General features: G+C 43.3%; 14 protein-coding genes. 13 read left to right on the top strand and 1 reads right to left on the bottom strand.

Annotation, left to right across the window (positions count from 1 at the left end):
- Nucleotides 1–11: 11 nt before the first annotated feature.
- Nucleotides 12–1,151 carry an aldose epimerase family protein gene (locus V6R21_RS05090; RefSeq protein ID WP_334241464.1) on the bottom strand — a complete coding sequence of 380 codons (1,140 nt, stop codon included), beginning with the start codon at nucleotides 1,149–1,151 and terminating at the stop codon, nucleotides 12–14.
- 665 nt (nucleotides 1,152–1,816) lie between these two features.
- Here V6R21_RS05090 and V6R21_RS05085 point away from each other — a divergent pair.
- The 13 genes from V6R21_RS05085 (at nucleotide 1,817) to V6R21_RS05025 (ending at nucleotide 24,485) form a co-directional block, all read left to right on the top strand.
- Nucleotides 1,817–3,340 (top strand): arabinan endo-1,5-alpha-L-arabinosidase, encoded by a 1,524-nt coding sequence (locus tag V6R21_RS05085; protein WP_334241462.1) that lies wholly within the window; start codon nucleotides 1,817–1,819, stop codon nucleotides 3,338–3,340.
- Between the two features lie 36 nt (nucleotides 3,341–3,376).
- Complete coding sequence (gene fsa / locus V6R21_RS05080) at nucleotides 3,377–4,051, top strand: fructose-6-phosphate aldolase (protein ID WP_334241459.1); 675 nt, start codon at nucleotides 3,377–3,379, stop codon at nucleotides 4,049–4,051.
- 252 nt (nucleotides 4,052–4,303) lie between these two features.
- Complete coding sequence (locus V6R21_RS05075; RefSeq protein WP_334241457.1) at nucleotides 4,304–6,337, top strand: transketolase family protein; 2,034 nt, start codon at nucleotides 4,304–4,306, stop codon at nucleotides 6,335–6,337.
- Between the two features lie 12 nt (nucleotides 6,338–6,349).
- Nucleotides 6,350–8,035, top strand: coding sequence for a ribulokinase (locus V6R21_RS05070; protein ID WP_334241455.1), 1,686 nt, complete (start codon nucleotides 6,350–6,352; stop codon nucleotides 8,033–8,035).
- Nucleotides 7,998–8,696 carry an L-ribulose-5-phosphate 4-epimerase gene (locus V6R21_RS05065; RefSeq protein ID WP_334241452.1) on the top strand — a complete coding sequence of 233 codons (699 nt, stop codon included), beginning with the start codon at nucleotides 7,998–8,000 and terminating at the stop codon, nucleotides 8,694–8,696. The genes V6R21_RS05070 and V6R21_RS05065 overlap by 38 nt, the downstream gene beginning before the upstream one ends.
- Nucleotides 8,697–8,926: 230 nt before the next feature.
- Nucleotides 8,927–10,435: an L-arabinose isomerase gene (gene araA / locus V6R21_RS05060; protein WP_334241450.1), complete on the top strand. Its 1,509-nt coding sequence runs from the start codon at nucleotides 8,927–8,929 to the stop codon at nucleotides 10,433–10,435.
- Nucleotides 10,436–10,637: 202 nt separating this feature from the next.
- Nucleotides 10,638–12,587 carry a glycoside hydrolase family 97 protein gene (locus tag V6R21_RS05055; RefSeq protein ID WP_334241447.1) on the top strand — a complete coding sequence of 650 codons (1,950 nt, stop codon included), beginning with the start codon at nucleotides 10,638–10,640 and terminating at the stop codon, nucleotides 12,585–12,587.
- A gap of 492 nt (nucleotides 12,588–13,079) precedes the next feature.
- Nucleotides 13,080–15,440 carry a glycoside hydrolase family 127 protein gene (locus V6R21_RS05050; RefSeq protein WP_334241446.1) on the top strand — a complete coding sequence of 787 codons (2,361 nt, stop codon included), beginning with the start codon at nucleotides 13,080–13,082 and terminating at the stop codon, nucleotides 15,438–15,440.
- Nucleotides 15,441–15,521: 81 nt separating this feature from the next.
- Nucleotides 15,522–15,704, top strand: a complete 183-nt coding sequence (locus tag V6R21_RS05045; protein ID WP_334241444.1) for a hypothetical protein — start codon at nucleotides 15,522–15,524, stop codon at nucleotides 15,702–15,704.
- 241 nt (nucleotides 15,705–15,945) lie between these two features.
- The gene (locus V6R21_RS05040) at nucleotides 15,946–19,098 is read left to right on the top strand and encodes a SusC/RagA family TonB-linked outer membrane protein (RefSeq protein WP_334241442.1); all 3,153 of its coding nucleotides are present in this window, start codon (nucleotides 15,946–15,948) and stop codon (nucleotides 19,096–19,098) included.
- Nucleotides 19,099–19,145: 47 nt separating this feature from the next.
- Complete coding sequence (locus V6R21_RS05035; RefSeq protein WP_334241440.1) at nucleotides 19,146–20,702, top strand: RagB/SusD family nutrient uptake outer membrane protein; 1,557 nt, start codon at nucleotides 19,146–19,148, stop codon at nucleotides 20,700–20,702.
- Nucleotides 20,703–20,796: 94 nt separating this feature from the next.
- Nucleotides 20,797–22,293, top strand: coding sequence for an arabinan endo-1,5-alpha-L-arabinosidase (locus tag V6R21_RS05030; protein WP_334241438.1), 1,497 nt, complete (start codon nucleotides 20,797–20,799; stop codon nucleotides 22,291–22,293).
- A gap of 200 nt (nucleotides 22,294–22,493) precedes the next feature.
- The gene (locus V6R21_RS05025) at nucleotides 22,494–24,485 is read left to right on the top strand and encodes an alpha-L-arabinofuranosidase C-terminal domain-containing protein (protein ID WP_334241436.1); all 1,992 of its coding nucleotides are present in this window, start codon (nucleotides 22,494–22,496) and stop codon (nucleotides 24,483–24,485) included.
- Nucleotides 24,486–24,563: the final 78 nt, after the last annotated feature.

Genomic DNA, 24,563 nt, shown 5'->3' with positions numbered 1-24,563 from the left:
TCTACTATTGATCATTGTACTTGAGGAAGTAATCCGAATTCCAGTACAGTGAAAGAATGATAAGTTTCTCCAGCCTTCAGCAAAGTTGAAGGGAAGCTTTCGTTGTTTGGTGAGTCAGGGAAGTGCTGTGTCTCAAGGCAAAGTCCCGAATACTGCTCAAATTGACGTACTTCATTTGCCAAGCTACCATCCAAGAAGTTTCCTGAGTAGAATTGAATGCCTGGTTCTGTAGTGGAAATCTGCAACGTACGCCCGCTTTGCGCATCAGATAAAACAGCAGCCTCTTTTAATACATTGTTTTCACCATCAAGCACGAAGTTGTGGTCGTATCCTCCTTCAACCTGTCCAATTCTTTCGCCAATTGTATGAGGAGTTGCAAAGTCGAAAGGAGTGCCTGTAACATCGATAATTTCTCCTGTTGGAATCAGCTCACTGTCTACAGGTGTATAAGAAGATGCGGAAAGTTGTAATGTGTGATCCAGAATGGTACCCTTGCCAGCCAGATTGAAGTAAGCGTGGTTGGTTAGGTTCACATGTGTATCCTTGTCGGTAGTAGCTTCATAGGCAATCGAAAGTTTCTTGCCCTCAAGCGTAAAGGTAACCGCTACATTCAGGTTCCCAGGGTAACCTTCTTCCATATCAGGGCTCAGGTAAGTAAGTTTAAGAGAGGCTTTGTTTCCTTCCACATTAGAAGAGCCAGTCCAAAGCACCTTGTCAAACCCTTTTTTACCACCGTGTAGATGGTTATTCCCATCGTTAGTAGCCAATTGGTAAGTGTTTTCCCCAATAGAGAATTGTCCCTTGGCAATACGGTTTCCGTAACGCCCGATCGTAGCACCAAAATATGGGAGCGGTTGCAGATAACCCGAAAGGTTATCAAACCCAAGTGTGATATTCTCAAGTTTGTTGTGCTTGTCAGGAGTCTTGATAGCCGTTATAATGCCGCCAAGCTCTGAGATGGATACCTGAATTCCTTCAGTTGAAGTAAGGTGGTAAAGTCCCACGTTTTCACCGGAAGGTAATTTGCCCCAGTTTTCTTTCACTACTGTTGCCTCCAATTGCTCTTTCTCTGCCTTTTGTTGGCAGGCTGTAAAGAGGGAGGTCAGCGCCACTATATATAATAGGTGTGTAATGCTTTTTTTCATTTTCATACTCTAATTGATTTACTCGATTTGTCTCGTTTTCTCACAAGTGTTGCTTCCTCGAATACTGTTGTTTTGTCTTGTTGTATTGCAGTCACAAGGTCTTTAAAGTGTATGAAAGACAAGTTTAATATTTCGTATTTATGGTGGACTATTTCGGTTTTTGCAGGTGGATTATTTCACTTTTGATGGTTTTAGCATTTTTATGGAATTGGAGATAGATGTAGTTATCACTTTTTGGGTTTTTGGCTGTGATGGTTTGATTTTAATCTATGATTGGTTGGATATCAATTGTGTGAAAAGAGATGATTTTGTGGGGGAGAATTTAGTAAATGGCTTCAATCAGGTTTTTATCGTACGAATTTCCTCTAGGTTTTCGTTACGGCTACACTTTGCTAAAATCGTCAATCAGACACTGATTTTCAGGTGGACTAAAACGTATTTTTTACGCTAAAAGAATTTCCGTATTGAATAATGCACGTATCATACGACTCTGTCCACTCCTGTAGAAACTTTAATACTGACCTTAGTGGTGTTCTAAAACTGAGGCAGTTCCTTTCCGAATACTGACTGTTTTAACTGGCGTTTCCAAAACGGCTGAAGTTTTAGGGCACAGCAATCGACTATGGTAATCCATATTACTGTATCCGACTTTTCAGAACTTTTATGAAGCAATGATGAAACGACTTTTGAATACACTAAATGTACTGCTGTTGTCAGCGGCGGTAATGTCGTGCCAAACAAGGGGAGAACAACGAGCTGTTTCAGTCAAAACATCAGCCGAAGATTACGACCCGAAAATTGAAGACAACTATGAGCATTTGGCATCGATCAGCCAATACAAGCAATGGGGTGTTTACAATGTACATGACCCATCTTGTCTGAAGGTTGGAGACTGGTACTATGTGTACTCAACAGATGCCTATTATAAAGACGGTCTCAAAAAGGAAGGAATCACCCCACCTGAGGAGGAAGGTTTTATCCAGATCCGTCGCTCAAAGGATTTAATCAATTGGGAGTTTGTAGGTTGGGCTTTTGACGAAATTCCACAGGAAGCGGTTGAGCATGTCCATAACGCCAATAATGGTGAAGGAGCCGGTAATGTCTGGGCACCTTACATATTTGAGCATAACGGAGAGCTGCGCCTTTATTATTCTGTGAGTGCCTTTGGTAAGCAGACCTCTTATATAGGTATGGCAACAAGTAAAGACCCTGCAAACGGATGGAAACATAAGGATGTAGTGGTCAAAACGGTAAATGGTGACCGCATGAATGCCATTGACCCCACCATTTCTGTTGATCAGAAAACAGGACAGCAGTATATGATTTACGGTTCTTACTTCGGAGGACTGTATTGCATTGCGCTGGATGAGCGAAGTGGCTTGCCTAAGCAACTGGGAGATCAGGGTAAATGTGTAGCCAGAAGAGCTGCAGGCAAGGACAACGTGATTGAGGCTCCTGAGATTATCTACAACCCTGAGTTTGACAAGTACTACCTTTTTGTGTCTTACGATCCCCTGATGGTTACCTATAATGTAAGGGTAGGACGTTCGGACAATCCTGATGGGCCATTTCTGGATTTCTTCGGAAATGACATGGCGGATACGACCAACAACTATCCAAGGTTGACAGGTGCTTACCAATTCAATAACCATAGCGGTTGGGCAGGTAACGCACACTGTGGAGTCATCAGGGAAGAAGATAAGTTCTTTATGCTGCACCAGTCGAGGTTATCTCCTGAGAACCTTCAGATGGTGATGCATGTACAAGAAATGCTTTGGACAGCAGATGGTTGGCCAGTGCTTTCGCCAGAACGCTACACAGGTATGCCGCAGGATGAAGTGAAGGAAGGTGAAGTGGTTGGAAACTGGGAAGTGATTCGTTTCAACAGAGGCATTTCTGACCGAAAGCTATGGCAAGGACAGGTGCTTTGGGGTGAAGGTCAGCTCAGGGATGATGAAATCCATACTTCAGATGTATGGAAGCTGACACAAGACAATACGATTTCAGATGGCGGAACTTGGCAATATGGTAAAACCAAGCTCACCCTCACATTAGGGGAGGAAACCCTGACTCCATTGCTGGCAAGGGGATGGGACTGGGAGAACAAGTGTCCGACAATTCTTTTAACAGGACTTGACAGTAACGGCTGTGCTTTTTGGGCCAAGCGAATCGACTCAAAAATCAGTAAGCGGTAATTAGTTCAATACTTATCCAAACTAAACATCAACATTATGAAATTCTTTATCGATACAGCAAGCCTTCAGGAAATCCAACATGCTTATGATATGGGTATTCTGGATGGCGTTACAACCAACCCAAGCCTCATGGCCAAAGAAGGCATTAGTGGTAAAGCTAATGTAATGGCACATTATAAAGCTATCTGTGACATTGTTGAGGACAACGTAAGTGCAGAAGTGATAGCAACCACTTATGAGGAAATGATTGCAGAAGGGCTTGAGCTGGCAGCTATTGATCCCAAGATCGTCGTGAAGATTCCGATGATTGAAGATGGAGTGAAGGCAATCAAGTACCTGAGTGGTAAAGGTATCCGTACCAACTGTACACTGATTTTCTCAGCAGGTCAAGCTTTGTTGGCAGCTAAGGCAGGCGCTACTTATGTTTCTCCATTTATCGGAAGGTTGGATGACATTTCATTCAATGGTTTGGAACTGATCAGCGAGATCAAAACCATTTTTGAGAACTATAACCTTGGTACAGAAATTCTTTGTGCATCTGTTCGTCATACCATTCACTTGCTGGAATGTGCCAAGATCGGTGCTGATGTAGCGACTTGTCCACTGAAGGTGTTCACTTCTCTGAAAAACCACCCATTGACGGACAAAGGATTGGCTCAGTTCCTAGAAGACCACCGCAAGGCGGAAGAGCTGCAAGCTGTTCAGGCATAGATTGATAGTAACGTAAATTATGGATTTGTAATGCTGGCTGAATTTGGATATACCGAATCGATGGGATTCATCCCATCGCTAATATATTTAGTCCCTTCGGGACATTTGCCCTGAAAGGTCAAGATATAATAGCGATGGATTTTAATCCATCGTGAAAAGTTCGACAAGAATTACATTTTCATTCATATCACGTTACTTACTGTTCAACAAGCAGGCAGTAGGTGCTACTGCCTCACAACAATCGCTAAACCAATGATACTGGAAGTAAATATTGAAAATGAATTGGCGAACAAAGCCGCTAACAATATTCGTATCCTTTCGGCTGCTATGGTCGAAAAAGCCAAATCAGGTCACCCTGGTGGAGCCATGGGAGGAGCGGACTTTATAAATATCCTATTTACAGAATTTCTTCGATTTGACCCTGAAAACCCACAGTGGATCAATCGTGACAGGTTCTTCCTTGATCCTGGACATATGTCTCCAATGTTGTATTCAGTATTGGCAATGTGTGGCAAGTACAGCATGGAAGAGCTGGCGCAGTTCAGACAGTGGGATAGCCCAACTTCTGGACACCCTGAGGTGGATGTCATGCGAATGGTGGAAAACACTTCAGGTCCATTGGGGCAAGGACATGCCTTTGGATTGGGTGCTGCCATTGCAGAGCGCTTTCTAGCTGAACGCTTTGGAGAGTGGATGTCACACAAGACTTACATCTACATCTCGGATGGGGGCATTCAGGAAGAGATTTCACAAGGTGTCGGAAGAATTGCAGGCTTCTTGGGACTGAACAATCTGATCATGTTCTATGATGCCAACGATATTCAGCTTTCCACAACTGTAGCGGAAGTGACGGCTGAAGATACAGCTGCCAAGTACAAGGCTTGGGGTTGGAATGTGAAAACCATTGCAGGTAACAACGCAGAAGCAATCCGTGAAGCACTGAGAGAGGCGCAGGATGAGCAGGAGAGACCAACGCTGATCATCGGTAAAACCGTGATGGGTAAAGGTGCAGTAAGTGAGCAGGGAGATAGCTTTGAAAGCAAATGTTCTACACACGGTCAGCCATTGTCCAATGCTGGTGCATCATTTAATAAAACGGTAGAAAATCTAGGAGGAAACCCTGAGAACCCTTTTGAGATTTTCCCTGAAGTAGCTGAATACTACGCTAAGATACTGGCAGATAAAAAGGCGTATGCTAATGACCGTTATGCAGAACAACAAAAATGGGCAGAAGCAAGCCCTGAGCTAGCTGCAAAACTGGAGCAATTCTTCAGCAAGGAGGTTGCTTTTGATATGAGTTTGGTAGAACAACAGCAAGGAGTAGCCACGCGTGCAGCCTCTGCCAACGTACTTAAGCAATTCGGGAAGCAGGTAGAAAATATGATTGTCGCTTCAGCTGACTTGGCTGATTCAGACAAGACAGAAGCTTTCCTGAAAGGAACTACTGCTTTTGTAAAAGGAGATTTCTCCGGCAGATTCCTGCAGGCAGGTGTGTCAGAGCTGACAATGGCAGCGATTGCAGTAGGTATGGGATTACACGGTGGTGTGGTACCTGTATGTGCAACCTTCTTTGTCTTCTCAGACTATATGAAACCTGTACTGCGTATGGCTGCATTGATGAAAGTACCAGTCAAGTTTATGTGGACGCACGACTCTTTCCGTGTAGGAGAGGATGGACCAACGCATCAGCCAATTGAGCAGGAAGCACAATTAAGATTACTCGAACATTTATATAACCATTCAGGCAAGCGCAGTTTGTTGGCACTTCGTCCTGCGGATGCAGATGAGACAACAGTAGCTTGGGATATGATGATGAAGGAGAACAACAGACCTTCAGGTTTGATTCTTTCCCGTCAGAATATCGAAAGCCTGCCACTTAAGGATGGACAGTCGTTGGCTGAAGAAGCAAGAAAAGGTGCTTATACAGTAGTGGAAAATGAGAACCCTGAAGTGGTGCTGGTGGCATCAGGTTCTGAAGTATCTACCCTTGTACAGGCAGTAAGACTGCTGGAAGGTAAGGTGAACTGCAATGTGGTATCTGTTATTTCTGAAGGCTTGTTCCGTGATCAGTCATCTGACTATCAGGAAAATGTATTGCCATCAGGTCTGCCAAAAATGGGCTTGACAGCAGGTTTGCCTGTGACGCTTCAAGGGCTTGTAGCAAACGGTAAAGTAATCGGACTGAACCACTTCGGTTACTCAGCACCTGCATCAGTACTGGACAATAAGTTCGGGTTTACACCTGAAAAGGTAGCAGATGAGATACTTAATTTCTTAAACAAATAACCTGTAAATCAGATGACGGAAGTGAAAAACTATGTAATCGGCATCGATTACGGATCAGACTCTTGCCGTGCATTATTGGTTGATGCAGCCAACGGCAAAGAAATCACATCGGCGGTGTATTACTATCGCCGTTGGAAAGACCTTTTGTATTGTCAGGCTGACAAGAATCAGTTCAGACAGCACCCTTTGGATTATCTAGAAGGGGTGGAAACGACCATCACCAAAGTACTTGCGCAAGCACCAGAAGTAGACAGCAAGCAGGTTAAAGCCATCTCAGTAGATACAACTGGTTCAACACCAGTGGCTGTAAATAAAGAAGGCAAACCTTTGTCTTTGACAGCAGGATTTGAGGAAAATCCAAATGCGATGTTCTTGCTTTGGAAAGACCACACGGCTGTAGAGGAAGCAGAGGAAATCAATCACCTGGCTAAAAGCTGGGGAGGTGAGGACTTCACCAAATTTGAAGGCGGTGTTTATTCTTCAGAATGGTTCTGGGCAAAAATCCTGCATGTAATCCGTGAGGACAAGGAAGTGGCAGCAGCAGCTTACTCTTGGATGGAACACTGCGATTGGGTCACTTATGTACTGACAGGTGAGCAAGGATTGGAAGGTTTCAAGAGAAGCCGTTGTGCAGCAGGACATAAAGCCATGTGGCATGAGTCATGGGGAGGGCTTCCTCCAAAAGAGTTCCTGACACTGCTTGACCCTGAGTTGGCAAGCCTGAGAGACCGTCTGTATGATAAAACTTATACAGCAGATCAGGTAGCAGGTACACTATCACCTGAGTGGGCAGAGAAGCTGGGACTTTCTACAGAAGTGAAGATTGCGGTCGGCACTTTTGATGCACACGCAGGCGCAGTAGGAGGAGAGATCACACCAAATACATTGGTAAAAGTAATGGGTACTTCTACTTGTGATATGCTGGTAGGTTCAGAAGAGGAGATTGGTGACAACCTAGTAAAAGGTATTTGCGGACAAGTAGATGGCTCAATTATCCCTGGTATGGTTGGTCTGGAAGCAGGACAGTCAGGTTTTGGTGATGTATTGGCTTGGTTCAAGAACCTTTTGATCTGGCCTGCCAAGGAACTGGCTCCACAGGAATTGCAAAATATTTCAGATGACTTGATTCCTGCGCTTTCAAAAGCGGCAGAAAGAATTCCGGTTACGGAATCATCAGTGGTAGCCCTTGACTGGATCAATGGTAGACGTACACCGGATGCGAATCAGTTACTGAAAGGTGCTATCAAGGGATTGAATATGGGAGTAGATGCACCAAGAATTTTCAAGGCATTGGTAGAAGCAATCTGTTTCGGTTCAAAAGCTATCGTAGATCGCTTTGAGCAGGAAGGTGTTCCGATTCATGCTGTAGTAGCGATGGGCGGTGTAGCCAAGAAATCAAGACTGGTGATGCAAACCCTTTCCGATGTACTGAACAAGCCAATCAAGGTAGTGAAATCAGAACAGGCTCCTGCATTGGGAGCAGCCATTTACGCAAGTGTGGTAGCAGGTATTTACCCAACTGTACTGGATGCCATGCAAAATATGTCAGGTGGGTTTGAGCAGGTATATGTGCCAATTGCTGAGCACGTGGCGCATTATCAGTCGCTGTACGAATCGTACGCACAACTAGGTCAATTTGTAGAACAAGAAACTGTAAAAAATGAGCAAGTACATAGAGTTGAAGAGGGAGTGCTATGAGGCAAATATGCGCCTTCCTGAATTGGATTTGGTGATCTTTACTTTTGGTAATGTCAGTGCAGTTGACCGCTCTGAGGGTGTTTTTGCCATCAAGCCGAGTGGAGTGCCTTACGATGTACTGAAGCCAGAGGATATCGTGATTGTTGATTTTGATAACAACATTGTAGAAGGAACCATGAGACCTTCTTCTGATACAAAGACACATGCGCTGCTTTACAAGACTTGGAAAGATCTAGGAGGTATTTGCCATACACATTCCACTTATGCAGTGGCTTGGGCACAGGCAGGAAGAGATGTGCCGATTTTCGGAACAACGCATGCCGACCACCTGACACAGAATATTCCTTGTACAGAAATACTGCCTGACCATATGATTCAGGGAGACTACGAGCATGAGACAGGTAACCTGATCATCAATACTTTTATGGAGAGAGGTTTTGAGCCAAGTGAGGTAGAGATGGTATTGGTGAAGAACCACGGACCATTTGCTTGGGGCAAAAATGCTGAAAAGTCTGTGTACAACAGTGCCGTACTGGAAGCGCTTTGCAAGATGGCGCAATTGACCTTGGACATCAACCCTGATGCTCCTGAACTGAAGCAATCTTTGAAAGAGAAACACTATTACCGCAAGCACGGTAAAGGGGCTTATTACGGACAATAAAATGTCTAGGGGTATACCCAATGTTGTCAACTTAACAAATCAAACCCCTGTAGGATCCTGCCTGCGGAGTGGTCGATCGTATCACGGGACGGGTACGTGTTTCACAAGAACAGGGTGTAGCCCTGATCCTATAATTTTTTTTACGTTGACAGCATTGTGGGCTTCCCTACGTGAGTTCCCTTGATCAGGTATCAGACAGTAAACAACAACACATTTTAAATAGCATAATGATGAAATTAGATATAAAAAATCCAGAAATATGGTTTGTTACAGGTAGCCAACACCTGTATGGGGAAGAGACTTTACGTCAAGTAGCCGATCACTCGCAGCAGATTGCAGCAGGCTTGGCTGAAAGCAACCAAATCTCTGTTCCAGTGGTGTACAAGCCAACTGTAAAAACTCCTGAGGAAATTTATGCGATCTGCAAGCAGGCAAATGACGATGAGAACTGTATCGGTATCATTACATGGATGCACACCTTCTCTCCTGCCAAAATGTGGATTTCGGGACTGAAAGCTTTGCAGAAGCCAATGTTGCACCTGCATACACAGTTCAACCGTGATATTCCTTGGGACAAGATTGACATGGATTTCATGAACCTGAACCAGTCAGCACACGGTGACCGTGAGTTCGGTTTTATCAATACACGTCTGCGCCTGAACCGCAAGGTGGTAACAGGTTTCTGGCAAGACAGCAAGGTACACCAACAGATTGATGTTTGGGCTAGAGTAGCACTGACAAAAGCTGACTTGCAAGGTGCACGTTTTGCTCGTATCGGTGATAATATGCGTAATGTAGCCGTAACGGAAGGAGATAAGGTTTCGGCTGAAATCAAATTCGGTTTTGCGGTCAATGGTTACGGAATCAGCGATCTGACTGAGCATATCAGTGCGGTGAAAGACAGCGATATATTGGCATTGGTGGAAGAATACGAAAGTGCTTACAACCTGATGGAAAGCCTGAAAATGGGCGGAGCAAAACGTCAGTCCCTGTTTGATGCAGCACAGATCGAATTGGGTCTGCGTAGCTTCCTGACAGAAGGAAACTTCAAAGGTTTCACAGATACATTCGAAGACCTGACAGGCATGAAGCAGTTGCCGGGTATTGCTGTGCAACGTCTGATGGCTGACGGTTACGGATTCGGTGGTGAAGGTGACTGGAAAACAGCAGCTATGTTGAGAGCGTCAAAAGTGATGGCAGGTGGTCTGAAAGGTGGTACTTCATTTATGGAAGACTACACTTACCACTTCAACCCTGAGAATCCATTGGTATTGGGTTCACACATGTTGGAAATTTGCCCATCGATTGCAGCAAACAAACCAAGCTGTGAGGTACACCCACTGGGTATTGGCGGTAAGGAAGATCCTGTACGTCTGGTATTCAACGGTGAGGCTGGACCTGCCATAAATGCCTCACTGATCACGATGGGCGACAGATTCCGTCTGTTGGTGAACGAGGTGGAAGCAGTGGAACCAACAGAAGAGTTGCCAAACCTGCCGGTAGCCCGTACACTTTGGAAGACCATGCCTGATATGGAAACAGCACTTTCAGCGTGGATCTATGCAGGTGGAGCACACCATACGGTTTATAGCCAAGCATTGACAACAGACTATATGGAAGATTTTGCTGAGATGTTTGATCTCGAGCTGGTAGTAATTGACAAGGAGACGAAGCTCCGTCAGTTCAAGGAGCAATTGCGTCTGAATGACCTTTATTACCAGATTCATAAAGAATACTAAGATTGTAGGTTACTTCTGAGGAAGTATTCTGGCAATACTAAGTGTGTATAATAATTGGAAAGCCTTGGTGGATATTCTGCCAAGGCTTTTACTTTGATTAAAATAATCTGAAAAAAATCTAAAATTGGTGAGGGCTTTTAGCCTGTTTCCCTCTCTTATATTAAAACAAGATAAATTATTGTAAAATCAACACTATACGGAAATGAAATACATTATAGGATCGTGGCTCTTGTTTGGGTTGATGGGCTTTCTGTTATCTTCTTGTGAATCAGGACAAGATGATATGGAAATTTCAAGTCCTAACGGTCAAATCAAAGTCAACTTAAGCTTGTCAGAGGATGGTAAGCTTGTCTACAATGTATTTCGTGATACAGTCTGTGTATTGTTGGACTCGGAGTTGGGATTGGTAATGAAAGCTGAAGATTTTTCTAAAAACCTTCAACTGACTGCTTTTTCAGCACCAGAAGTAGTCACAGATAGTTATTCTTTAGTGCAAGGCAAGAAAAGCCATTACCAATATCAGGCAAACCGTAGAGTAGTGGAGTTATCGAATGCCAATGGACATAGGATGGAAGTAGTATTCCAAGTGTCAAATGATGGCGTTGCATTCCGTTACCAGTTTCCCGATGCCTCAACCGACCAACAGGAGGTGACAGAGGAAAGAACGACTTTTCATTTTCCGGAAAGTGCTAAAGCATGGCTCCAACCTATGGCAGCAGCCAAAACGGGTTGGGCAAGGTCAAACCCTTCTTATGAAGAGTATTTCCTGAAGGATGTACCAGTGAGTACCACTTCGTCGATAGCTGCCGGATGGGCTTACCCTACCTTGTTCAAAAACAATGACAATTGGGTGATGATTACAGAGGTTGGGTTAAACAGGGGCTACTGTGGTACCCGATTGGATAACTCACTTACAGAGGATCATACGAACTATCAGGTAGCCTTCCCTCAGGATGCAGAAGTGATAAAAGATAAACAGAAATTGCCTCAGTTTACATTGCCATATGCAACGCCGTGGAGGGTAATTGTAACAGGAGAACTATCCACTATTGTGGAATCAACGTTAGGAACAGACTTGGCACAAGGCTCCAAGTTGGAAACAACGGATTGGATCAAGCCAGGTAGAGCATCATGGAGTTGGGTATTGCTCAAAGATGACTTTACAGTATATAAAGTACAGAAAGAATTTATCGACTATGCTGCTGACATGGGTTGGGAGTATTGCCTGATTGATGGTTTGTGGGATACACAAATTGGTTATGAGCAAATTGGTGAATTGGTGAAATATGCTGAAAGCAAGGGAGTTGGTGTCTTGCTTTGGTATAACTCATCAGGAGATTGGAATGATACCCACCAAACGCCAAAGCACATGATGTTGGAGAAAGATACACGTTTGGAAGAGTTCAAACGCATTGCAGAAATGGGTGTGAAAGGAGTGAAAGTGGATTTCTTTGGTGGTGATGGTAACTCGGTCATCAACTACTATATCGATATCTTGGAAGATGCTGCCGAAGCCAAACTGATGGTCAATTTCCACGGATGTACATTGCCGAGAGGTTGGCACCGTACTTATCCGCACCTACTAACGGCAGAAGCCATTAGGGGTATGGAATTTATCACCTTTACACAGGAAGGAGCAGACAGCGCGATGAGTCATTGTACAATGATTCCATTTACCCGCAATGTGATGGACCCGATGGATTTTACTCCAACTGCTTTTTCAGGGTTACCGGGACTTGAACGAAAAACAAGCAATGCTTTTGAGCTAGCACTTCCTGTACTGTTCCAATCTGGCATACAACACTTTGCAGAAACACCTCAAGGAATGCAAACAACACCGGATTATGTGCAGGACTTTATGAGGGAAATTCCAGTAAGCTGGGATGAAACAAAACTGGTAGAAGGAACTCCGGGCAAGGAGGTCATTATGGCAAGGAGAAAAGGAGAAACGTGGTACGTAGGGGGAATCAATGGTGAAAATAAGGAGAAGCAATTTGTATTGAACTTGCCTTTTATTGAAAAGAAAGAAGCTGTATTGATTACAGATGGAGATAGTAATAATAGTTTCAGCAAGGAACTGGTTTATACCAATGAAGATAATCAAGTAGCAATGTCTATGAGAGGTAATGGAGGCTTTGTGATGGTCTTCTGATTTACCTCAATATTATGTGTCGTTTATGTTTATAGGTTAGTAAAAGCTGACAAACAAATAGAAGTACCCATTAGTAGCACAAAATGGTGTAAATAGTTGTAATTGGATGATTTCAAAAGAGAAACGATTAGGAGCTGGTTCCTGACTTTCAGGAACTATGTTTATCCATAATCTTATCTGTTAATAGTTGTTTATACGGGCATGAATATTTCGTGTCCGTATTTCTTTTTATATTGCTTCGAATACACTTACAATTATATTTATAATTGACATCCTTATATTAATTTCAATTGTTTAACCCTCCTGAACTGATATTTTTCAACACAAAATAAATGAATTTAAAAATCAGGTAATCAATCACTTATGTGTTGTATCTCTACGGGTAAGAAAATTTTTTAAGAAAAATTGAGATTTGGGTGAGGGCATTTTGGGGTATTTGATCTCTTTATTAATGTATAAAGAACACTAAATACAGACTGTTAAATCTCAGGTATGCAAAAAAGAGTAGCCATATTATTTTTTCTGACTTGTACGCTATCAATGGTAGGTTGCCGAAACATGCAGCAGCCAAATGCAGGAGATGTCACTGTTGAGGTACAGGATTTTTCGCTTTCAGAAGTAAAGCTTTTGCCAAGCCCTTTCAGTCATGCATTTCAGAAAGGTAAGGAATGGTTGCTGAGCTTGAGTCCAGACCGTTTGCTTCACAGGTTTCATGCCTATGCCGGATTGGCTCCAAAAGACTCTATTTATGGAGGTTGGGAAAGCAGAGGAATTTCAGGGCATTCTTTGGGACATTACCTGTCTGCGGTTTCAATGGCCTATGCTGTAGATGGAGATAAGGAAATGCGCAGCAGAAGCCAATATATTGTGTCAGAACTGGCTCGTTGTCAGCAGGAATTTGGGAATGGATATGTAGGGGCAATTCCTGAGCAGGATAGGATTTTTAGTGAAATAGCTGCAGGCAAGATTTATTCATCAGGCTTTGACTTGAATGGCGGTTGGGTGCCGTGGTATACACAACATAAGGTGTTTGCAGGTTTGGCGGATGCCTACAAATTTACAGGCAATGAAGAGGCAAAGGCAGTGCTGATCAAATTGAGCGATTGGGCGTGTGACCTGTCAGATAAGTTAACAGACGAACAGTTTCAGCAGATGTTAGCCTGTGAGCATGGAGGTATGAATGAGACGTTGGCTTACCTTTATGAGGTTACAGGAGAGAAGAAATACCTTCAACTTTCACTGCGCTTTAACCATCAGCAAATTATTAACCCATTGCTGGCTCGTCAAGACAAACTTATTGGTCTTCATGCCAATACACAGATTCCAAAGGTAGTAGGGGTGGCTGCTCAGTACGAGCAGACTGGTGACACAACGCAAAGGGGTGTTGCTGAATTTTTCTGGAATACAGTTGTTCAGCACCACTCTTATGCCAATGGAGGAAATAGTGACCATGAGCATTTTGGGATGCCTGACGACCTGAAAGGAAGACTTTCGATCTATAGCTCAGAGACTTGCAATACTTACAATATGCTGAAGCTGACCAAGATGCTTTTCAAGTGGGAGCCATCAGCTGATAAGGGAGATTACTACGAGCGTGCACTTTACAACCATATTTTGGCATCCCAAAACCCTGAGACAGGAATGGTTTGCTACTATATGAATCACCAACCGGGTGGTAAGAAAAAATTTAGTTCACCATTCAATGACTTCTGGTGCTGTGTAGGAACAGGTTGGGAGAATCATTTGAAGTATGGTGAGTCCATTTATTTCCACAAGGATGACAAGCTGTTTGTGAACCTGTTTATTCCTTCAGTACTGGAGTGGAAAGACCAAAATGCGAGCATTACGTTAGAAACTGAGTATCCTAAGGAGAAAGAGGTAAGCCTGACACTGGCTTTGGACTCTCCTAAAAAATTGGAGATCAAACTAAGAAAACCTGATTGGTTGGCATCCTCACCAGAATTGGAAGTAAATGGAAAGGCGGTAAAAGTGGAAATTGGAAAAGATGGTTTCGTAACACTGAACCGTACATGGAAAAATGGAGACCGCATCACTTATACCATGCCGATGAATATCCATGCTGAATCACTGCTTGGAGATACAACAAAGAAGGCATTCCTATATGGTCCACTTCTACTGGCTGCAGACCTTGGAGACCAAAACATCTCAGAATATCATACACCGAGTATTGTCGCAGACAATCAGGAGCCATTGTTGGCAATGGAGGATGTAAGTACACTCACCTTCAGTACTGCTAATACAGGAAGACCAACCGATCTGAAATTCAGGCCTTTTAATCAGCTCAACAAGCAAGGCTATATGCTGTATACGGATGTGTTGAACGAACAACAATGGGAAGCCAAACAGGAGCTAGCCAATACATTGCTTAGAAAGAAACAGTATGTACAAGAACATACTGTTGACCGAATCAGAATAGGGGAGATGCAGCCGGAGCGTGACCATAACCTGAAAGGTGAAAAGACGGTTTCAGGAGGTTTGGAAAACAAGTGGAGACATGCAGAAGATGGAGGATGGTTTTCATTTGAATTGGCAACGGAAGGCAAACCAAATAACTTGGGCATTGCTTGTAGGTATTGGGGAAGTGATAGCGGAGGACGCAAATTTGATATAATGGTAGAAGGAGTGGTGATCAAAACCAAAGAACTGGTCGGAGAACTGCCAAACAGGTATTTCTATGAGTATTACATAATCCCTGATAACCTGCTGAAAAATAAGGAGAAAGTGGAAGTGAAATTCCAGGCTTATCCTTCCAATATCGCAGGGGGACTTTATGACTGCCGCCTCATGGAAATCACTGATACGACAACTGTAGTGCAGATGCTGGAACAGTAACTTATTGGAATGTGTATCATAAGAATTTTCGCCCTCTTGAACCGGATAGAAATAAACCAGTCAAAACTCTGACTTACTACTATGGAAGAGAAGACATCATTTGAGGCACCAAAAAGTCAGCCTTTAGACAAAAATAATGACGACATACTGACAGCCGTTAAAATGTTTTTTAGGCAAAGAAGACAGCATGAAATGCCTCAGGAGGAGTTTGACCAATTAAAAAAAGTGCTTTTGGAAGAGCAAAAAAAGCATAGCAAAAAGTGAGTGACCAAAAGTCGTGGACTAGCGCAGCTGACAGTAAAGAAAATGAAAATAAACTATACCTAATGGTTAGTCAGAATGGTAGAAAAGGAAGTTAAAATACTTTCAATTATACTAATTCGCCCATTTCTGAAGTATTCATTTTCAGTTGAATAAGAAGCTTCAGAGACAGAAAGAGCCCCCAAATGGCAGTTTGGGAGCCCCAATTACTTTTATAAGTTTTTATTAAAAGCACTTTAAAGTTATGAAATTATCCTTACAAAAATCATGGAGACATATAAAATATGTCTTCTGTGGGGTTTGCGTTTTGATGCTTCCGGCTTCAGGACTTTATGCCGCAGAGCCTGTATTGACGGAGACGGTGAAGAGGGTGAGTGACGAGCGGAAGATATCAGGAAAAGTAACCTCAGGAGAGAATGATATGGGTATTCCAGGTGTTCACATTGTGGTGAAAGGCACTATGGAAAGTACCGTAACAGATTTTGATGGTAATTTTTCCATTATGATTAAAGAGCTAAACCCCACTGAAGTAGTAGTACTTCAAATTTCAGCTATTGGGTTTATAACACAAGAAGTGGAGGTTAGAGATCAGTCTAATATTACAGTGGTATTGGCTGAAGATGTACAGCAGTTGGAAGAGATTGTAGTAGTGGGGTATGGTGTTCAGAAGAAGTCTGATGTGACGGGTGCTGTAGCAGTCCTGAAAGTAGATGACCTGAAGACAGTTTCTACCAATGATGTAGGCCAGATGCTTCAAGGACGTACGCCAGGTGTTCAAGTAAACAGTGACGGACAGGCAGGTGCTTTTCCTCAAGTGCGTATCAGGGGTATCGGTACATTTGGTAACTCAGATCCATTGTATGTAATCGATGGTGTGCCGATCAGCGGTGTTCCAAGAGATTTCAACCCGAATGATATTGAGACTATGCAGGTGTTGAAAGATGCTTCTGCTGGTGCGATCTACGGTTCAAGAGCGGCGAATGGTGTCATCATCATTACAACCAAAAAAGGTAAGAGAGAAAGCCCTTTGAAAGTAGAGTATAACAGCTACTATGGTGTCGATGAGGTATGGCAAACAATGCCTGTAACGAGCCGTGCGAACTATCAAACACTTAACAATGAGGCACGCTACAATGACGGAAAGCTATTGGCTCCTGCTAACAACCCAGAGTCTGTGAAGTACATTGATGATGTGGATACAGACTGGCAGGCAGAAGGCCTAAAGCAAGGCATGCGTCAGAACCATAACCTTTCCTTCTCAGGAGGTAGTTCATCAAGCACATATAATGTCTCTTTGGATTACTTTGAAAATCAGGGCACTTACGAGGGTAATGGACCCAACTATCAGCGTTATACAGCTCGTGTAAACACGACTCAGGAAAAAGGACGCTTCAGAATGGGACAGTCATTCTTCTATGCAAAATCTAATGAGGATGCTTTGGTAAGTGGAGCAGGTGTATTGGCAGGTGCACAGATTCCATTGGTGAACTACCTCGTAACAGCGATTCCAACAATGAGGCTTTATGATGATACAAAACTTGGAGGATATGGCGGTACGCTGTCAGATCGTGAGGATGCTATCTCTGTGAATGGTATTGGTTACAATAGCTTGATTACATCTACAACAGATGTTGACCGTATCTTTGCAAGTGGTTATGGAGAGTTGGAGCTATTCAATAAAAAGAAACATAGCTTGAAGTACAAGGTCAATGTCAGTGTTGACAAGACCATGGCACGTGACTATGTATTTATTCCTGAGTTTGATTTGGGATATTTCCATAAGAATGACTTGGCTAGAGTTACGGACAACAGCAGAGAATATACAGCAGGTTTGGTTGAGAATACGTTAACCTATGATTTCTCTTCAGGCAAGCATAACCTGAATGTATTGGTAGGTCAGATGTATCAGAGTAATGAAACATTCATTCGTTATGCAGGAGCATCTGGTTATGAAGAACCTTACTTCCCGACATTGGAGAATGGACAAGAGAAAAGCTCTGGAGCTTATCAGGATAAGAGTGTATTGTCTTCTTACCTAAGCAGAGTGAACTATAGTTTTGATGATCGTTATTTATTGACTGCAACTTTGAGAAGAGATGGTTCATCGAAATTCTCTCCCTCAAACAAATTCGGTTATTTCCCATCGTTAGCCATTGGTTGGAAACTGTTGAACGAAGACTTCATGGAGTTTATGCCATCTCAGGTTTCAAGCTTGAAGCTACGTGCCAGCTGGGGTATCCTGGGTAATGAGAACATTGGTAACTATGCTTACTCTCCACTAATCAACCCGAACGTGGTGTATACATTTACAGATGAGAGTGGCAACGAGCAAAGATTGACGGGAGCGATTCAGACAAATGTAGTTTCTGAAACATTGAAGTGGGAAGAGAAAGAAACAACAAACATAGGTTTGGATGTAGAGCTTTTCGATGGACAGGTATTGTTGTCAGGAGAGTACTACAACAGTGTCAGTAGAGATATCTTGGTAGGGGTGCCAATCCCTGCTTCGGTTGGTTCACTGAATGCTGCACCTATCGTGAATGCAGGTACTTTGAGAAACAGAGGGGTAGAAGTAGCGGTGAACTACCGTAGAATTACAGGAGACTTCCAGTGGGATATAGGAGCTAACATCTCTTCAAACCGCAACAAGGTATTGGCATTGGGTGAGAATGTAAATGAAGTATTGGGTGCTGGTTCAATCACAACAGTCGGTTCTGAAATTGGTAGACACTATGGTTTTAAGACAGACGGCATCTTCCAGACGCAAGAGGAAATTGATAACCACGCATACCAGGAAGCAGGAACGTCTGTTGGTGATATCAAGTTTGTGGACTTGAGCGGTCCTGATGGTACACCTGATGGCGTAATTGATGCTTATGACCGTACAGATCTTGGAAGCGCACTTCCAAAATTTACTTATGGTCTTTCGTTCTCAGCAGAGTACAAAAACTTTGACTTTACAATGTTTGCAAGTGGTGCTGGAAAATACCTGATCAACAATGCCTTGTATCGTCAATTGATGCATACAGGTGGTGATGACAACTACCACTTGGATATGCTGGACCGTTGGACATCAACGAATACAGATACAAATATCCCTCGTTTGGTATGGTCTGACCCTAACGGAAACGGTAGAGATTCAGATCGTGAGGGATGGTTGCAGGATGGTACACACTTGCGTATCAGTACAATCTCATTGGGTTACAATGTACCTACTGAGAAAGTAGAATGGCTGTCTAAGGCAAGAGTATACATGACGGCTCAGAACCTATATACTTTCCAAACCTATAAAGGCTATAACCCAGACTTTACATCAGGTGTTTGGAACCCAGGATTTGATGCAGGTTCTTATCCTAAACCAAGAACGATTATGCTAGGTGTGCAGCTAGGATTCTAAGAATGGCTGCACCTAAATCATCAGACATCACATAAGCATATTAGAACATGAAAAAATTACTATATGCGGTTATGGCAGCAGCGACATTGTTTAGCTGTGATAACCAACTGGAGCAGGTCAACCCCAATGTACCAACATTAGCATCTCACTGGCAAACACAAGAACAAGCGTTTGCAGGGGTGACAGCAATTTACAATGGTTTAATTACCGATGGAGCCTATATGAGAACATTCCCGGCTTTTTCTGATAACAGAGGGGATGATTTCCAAGGGGATAGCCCTGCTGTCTATCTTGAGCTAGGTGGACAGTTCACTATTCCGGAAACAGCTGGTGAAGTGCAATGGATTTGGAGAGACCATTACATTTTGGTATTCCGTTCGAATCAGGTACTTACTTATGTTTCTGAAATGGGTGAGGAGGTATTGGATCCAGACTTGAAAAACCGTTTACTGGGACAGGCTTACTTCCTGAGAGGACTAGCTTATTATAACCTGGCGATTACGTTTAAGCAAGTGCCAGTGATCACTGAGCTTCCTAAGGATGATAACGATTACTACCCTGAAACAGCTTCAGAGGAAGTATTGTGGAACCAGATCTACAGCGACTTGAGCATGGCGCAGGATTTATTGCCGGTGTCTTATAAAAATGTATCAGGTGCGGATCAAGGACAGGTTGGTAGAGCAACGAAAGGTGCAGCAATTGGCTTGTTAGGAAAAGCGTATGTCTACAGACAACAGTGGGAAGATGCAAAGGTAGAGTTTGAAAAGTTGATCTCAGGTGATTTGGCTGGTACTTACTCTTTGGTTGCCAATTACCGTGACAACTTCTCGGAAGTAAACGAGAATAACTCAGAGTCTTTATTTGAGGTACAATTCTCAACAACAACAGGTTCTATTTGGAACTGGACAGGAGAGCCTAACTCTAACTGGAAACAGATCAATGGCTTGGGTGTTAGCTATGCCATGGATGGCAAAGGTTGGGCAGATTACTTGCCTACCCGTTGGATTTACAATGAATATAAGCAAGAGCGTACAGTGGATGGAGAGCTAGACCCTCGTTTGCTGACAACCATCGCTTCCTATGAGCCGGAAGCCAACTCTGTATTGGCTTATGGTGAGCCTTGGCCATTTGCTACAGATGCCATCTACCCAAGAAAATACACCAATGATGGTTTGGGTGCATCTACAGACCTTGCAATGGAAGCTACTGGGGGTATCAACTATAGAGTACTTCGCTATGCAGATATCCTGATGCTTTATGCAGAGACGTTGAATGAGTTGGGAAATACAGCAGGGGCTTACCAATATATCCAGCAAGTAAGGGACAGGGTAAAACTTCCTGATTTGGCGACTACCAAACCTGATATGACACAGGAGCAGATGAGAGATCAGATAGCCCATGAAAGAGCGTTGGAGTTTGCCATCGAAGGAAACCGTATCCATGATATCATTCGTTGGGGATGGTTGTACAAGCCTGAAAAGCTCTCCCTTCTTAAAGAGCATGACAGTGACTTTAACACTTGGGTAGCAGGTAAAGAATACTTGCCTATTCCTCAGTCTGAGCTGAACAACAACAAAAACCTCTCTCCTAATTCAGCAAACTAATAGGGGATTAGGAATTTAGAATTGGGAATTCATGGCTACCTCCGGTAAGGGTGGATTCCTGATTCTCTCTCAACAACTAATGACAACGATGACCATGAAATATATATCAAAGATTGCGTTTTTGGGTCTTGCGGGGCTCTTGAGCTTGAGTGGTTGTGTGGAGCAGCCAGAAGAATATCTAACGGAAATAGACCCGGCTGTTTTTGAGCCTAAGCCATTTGATATTGACAATTATAGCGATACGTATGGAGGTATTGCTTCTTGGCAATTCTCCTTCCAATGGGGACCCTACAATTTGCATGACCCTTCAATCGTCAAGGGGGATGACGGGTGGTACTATTGCTATAGTACAGATGTAGCTTACGGACAGTCAATTCGTCCGGGTATTATGGTTCGAAAATCTCAGGACCTTGTTGACTGGAAGTTTGTAGGACAAGCAATTGATGGTTTGCCACAACAAGCAGTAGACTATATCGAAGGAAAAGGTGCTACAGCGAATGAAGGTATCTGGGCTCCTTATATTATGAAAGTAGGGGGAGAATACAGGTTGTACTATTCGTTAGCCTCTGATGGGTTTAGAGTAAGTGCAATTGGTTTGTTGACCGCTTCTTCGCCGGAAGGACCTTGGGTAGAAAAAGGTTTGGCAGTAGTGTCAGAGACGGATGGACCAGGTACAAATGCCATTGACCCTACAGTAGTGGTTACTCCTGCTGGAGATCATTATATGTATTATGGTTCTGCTTGGGATGGACTATTTGTTGTACAACTAGATCCTGCTACAGGTTTGGCTGCAACTGCTGGAGACAAAGGCAAGCTGATTGTAAGAAGAGGTCAGACAGATGGCATGTACAATGGTAATTTGGAAGGACCAGAGATCATCTATAACAAAGAACATGATAAGTATTACCTGTTTGTGGCATATGACTGGTTGGCTACCAAATACAATGTGCGTGTTTTCAGAGCAGACAGTCCTGAAGGTCCATTCCTTGACTGGGATGGTGTACCGGCTGATGAGCCACATGACAACAATGCACCGATGATCTTGGCTCCGTACGCTTTTGAAGGGCATGCAGGATGGCAAGGAACAGCACACTGTAGTGTATTTGAAGGGGTTGATGGAGAATACTTTATGGCAAATCAGGGTAGACCTGTGGTAGACCCTGCTGCAATGGTAATGCACGTACGTAAGGTAATGTGGACAGAAGAAGGATGGCCGATGGTTTCTCCTGAGCGTTATGCCAACGTACCAAACGATCCGGTTACTAAAGAAGAATTGGTAGGTAGCTATGACCAGCTGCTTAACCTTTACACAACGGTACCTGGTTATGGCAACGAGCAGACAGATCCAGGCATCAACGGATCTTTTATCTCTAACCTGCTGGCAGATGGTACGATCAATGGTGACCCAAATAACACTTGGGAGTATAATGCACCTTGGTTAGAGTTAAAATGGGCAAATGGAGCATTTATCGATAAAATGCACGTTTCCCGTGAAAGAGACTGGGAGCGTAAGATTTCCTCTACTGTTGTAATGACAGGATTTAACGGAGGTGGTTTGTCTATTTGGTTTAAGAAGAGACCAGTAGAGTAGTGCAGGAATAGGCAACATACCAACACAAGAATTCCTTTTTTTTAACTGAGTTATTGAGAACGGAGCATAGGACTCCGACTGGGAAAATTATGCTCCGTTCTCTCCTACTTAACAGCTCTGAAATATATACTCAAGCATAGTCTTGGGGTTGACTTTTACAGCCAAAAAATACCTGACAGATGGATAAGATGGATAAAACAATGAAAAAAATTATTGGCAGTGCCCTGATTGCTGGTTCCTTATTTACAGGGAATGCAATGGGGCAAAACTACAAAGACTTTACAGTCCAGACGGACCATGTAAAGGCAGAGATTCAGCCTACCATGTGGGGGATATTCTTTGAGGATATCAACTTTGCAGCTGATGGGGGTATCTATGCTGAATTGGTGAAAAACCGCTCCTTTGAATTTTATACACCATTGATGGGTTGGGAGGAAAAGAAAAGTGAGGACAATGCTTCTTACATTACTGTGATGAACCGCTCATCAAAGGATTCAGCAAACCCTAGATATGCTCAAATTAAGCTGGATGCCGAAAAAGAGGCATTTACCTTGACCAATGAAGGCTTCAGAGGAATGGGACTCAAGGAAGGCTTGAGCTACAGTTTTTCCCTAAATGCCAGAACGTTAAAAGGTGCTCCGGTAACACTGCATATTGAGTTGCTTTCTCATGACAATAAAGTAGTAGGAAAAACCTCTCTAAAGCTGGACAGCCCTCATTGGGACAAGTTTACAGCAAGCTTGAAATCAACTGTTACTGACCCAAAAGGAAAGTTGAGACTTAGCTTTGAAGGAAAATCTACTGTAGATATCGATATGGTATCGATGTTCCCTTCAGATACATGGAAAAACCGTCCAAATGGATTAAGAGCAGATTTGATCCAAAAATTGGCAGACCTGAACCCTGGGTTCCTACGTTTTCCAGGTGGATGTATCGTAGAAGGTAGAGAATTAGCCACCCGTTATCAATGGAAAAAAACAGTAGGTAACCTCGAGGACAGAAAGGTACAGATCAACCGTTGGAATACAGAGTTTGATCACCGTCCAACCCATGACTATTTCCAAAGCTTTGGTGTTGGATTCTTTGAGTATTTCCAGTTATCAGAAGACCTGAATGCTGAGCCGCTGCCTATCCTGAGTTGTGGTATGGCGTGTCAGTTCAATACAGGAGAACTTGTACCAATGGATCAGCTTGACCCATACATTCAGGATGCTTTGGACCTGATTGAGTTTGCCAATGGTGATGTATCAACTCCTTGGGGTAAACTCAGAAAAGAAATGGGACATCCAGCGCCATTTGACCTAAAGTATATCGGTGTAGGAAATGAGCAATGGGGACCTCAGTACATTGAGCGTTACAAGGTATTTGCCAAAGCAATCAAGGAAAAATACCCTGAGATCATTATTGTATCCGGAACAGGGCCTTTCCCTGACGGAAAAGAGTTTGACTATGCAGCAGAAGAGCTGAAGAAACTGGATGCGGAGATTGTAGACGAGCATTACTATAGAAACCCTGAATGGTTTCTGGAGAATGCTGACCGGTACGATAACTATGACCGTTCAGGACCAAAAATATTTGCAGGGGAATATGCGGCACAAAGTGTGGCAATTGCAAGCCCTGACAACAAAAACAATTGGCAGTGTGCCCTGTCTGAGGCAGCATTTATGACAGGACTGGAAAGAAATGCAGATGTGGTTCACCTGTCTTCATATGCGCCACTTTTTGCACACGCTGAAGGTTGGCAATGGACTCCAGACCTGATCTGGTTTGACAACCTGAATTCTTATGCTACCCCTAATTACTATGTTCAGCAACTGTTTTCAACCAATAAGGGAACACAAGTAGTGGAGATAGGCTACGCTTCCAACGAGCCAGTTACGGGTCAGGAAGAATTGTATGCCTCAGCAGTATTGGATGAGAAAAACAACCAGCTGATTCTGAAGATTGTCAATAGCTCTTCAAAGGATGCTACCAAGACAGTAAGACTGGAAGGTGACACCAAAACAACAGGAAAAGGAAGCATCACAGTACTGAAGAGTGAAGCGTTGGGTAGAGTGAACAGCTTTGATAATCCTGAGAATATTCACCCAACTACAGAAGAAGCAAACTTTAGAGGCAAAAAGCTGACTATCAACCTGCCTGCTTACTCTTTGACTGTAGTTAAAATCAACCTTAAGGAAAGCAATTTATAACAAATAGGACTATGCCTTGGCTTTCCTACGATTCAGAACTGTAGGGGAGCATGGGCATAGGTGAAAATATAAACTAAA

The sequence above is a fragment of the Limibacter armeniacum genome, assembly GCF_036880985.1.
Lineage (GTDB): Bacteria > Bacteroidota > Bacteroidia > Cytophagales > Flammeovirgaceae > Limibacter > Limibacter armeniacum.
Note: the sequence above shows the minus strand (reverse complement) of the source record. Positions and strands in the feature narration are given on the sequence as shown.

Bases quoted from the DNA above. Each gene is read 5' to 3' on its own strand.
- V6R21_RS05050 (WP_334241446.1), top strand. From the start codon at position 13,080: ATGCAAAAAAGAGTAGCCATATTATTTTTTCTGACTTGTACGCTATCA.
- V6R21_RS05075 (WP_334241457.1), top strand. From the start codon at position 4,304: ATGATACTGGAAGTAAATATTGAAAATGAATTGGCGAACAAAGCCGCT.
- V6R21_RS05055 (WP_334241447.1), top strand. From the start codon at position 10,638: ATGAAATACATTATAGGATCGTGGCTCTTGTTTGGGTTGATGGGCTTT.
- fsa (WP_334241459.1), top strand. From the start codon at position 3,377: ATGAAATTCTTTATCGATACAGCAAGCCTTCAGGAAATCCAACATGCT.
- V6R21_RS05030 (WP_334241438.1), top strand. From the start codon at position 20,797: ATGAAATATATATCAAAGATTGCGTTTTTGGGTCTTGCGGGGCTCTTG.
- V6R21_RS05090 (WP_334241464.1), bottom strand. From the start codon at position 1,151: ATGAAAATGAAAAAAAGCATTACACACCTATTATATATAGTGGCGCTG.
- V6R21_RS05045 (WP_334241444.1), top strand. From the start codon at position 15,522: ATGGAAGAGAAGACATCATTTGAGGCACCAAAAAGTCAGCCTTTAGAC.
- V6R21_RS05065 (WP_334241452.1), top strand. From the start codon at position 7,998: ATGAGCAAGTACATAGAGTTGAAGAGGGAGTGCTATGAGGCAAATATG.
- V6R21_RS05035 (WP_334241440.1), top strand. From the start codon at position 19,146: ATGAAAAAATTACTATATGCGGTTATGGCAGCAGCGACATTGTTTAGC.
- V6R21_RS05025 (WP_334241436.1), top strand. From the start codon at position 22,494: ATGAAAAAAATTATTGGCAGTGCCCTGATTGCTGGTTCCTTATTTACA.
- V6R21_RS05085 (WP_334241462.1), top strand. From the start codon at position 1,817: ATGATGAAACGACTTTTGAATACACTAAATGTACTGCTGTTGTCAGCG.
- V6R21_RS05070 (WP_334241455.1), top strand. From the start codon at position 6,350: ATGACGGAAGTGAAAAACTATGTAATCGGCATCGATTACGGATCAGAC.
- V6R21_RS05040 (WP_334241442.1), top strand. From the start codon at position 15,946: ATGAAATTATCCTTACAAAAATCATGGAGACATATAAAATATGTCTTC.
- araA (WP_334241450.1), top strand. From the start codon at position 8,927: ATGAAATTAGATATAAAAAATCCAGAAATATGGTTTGTTACAGGTAGC.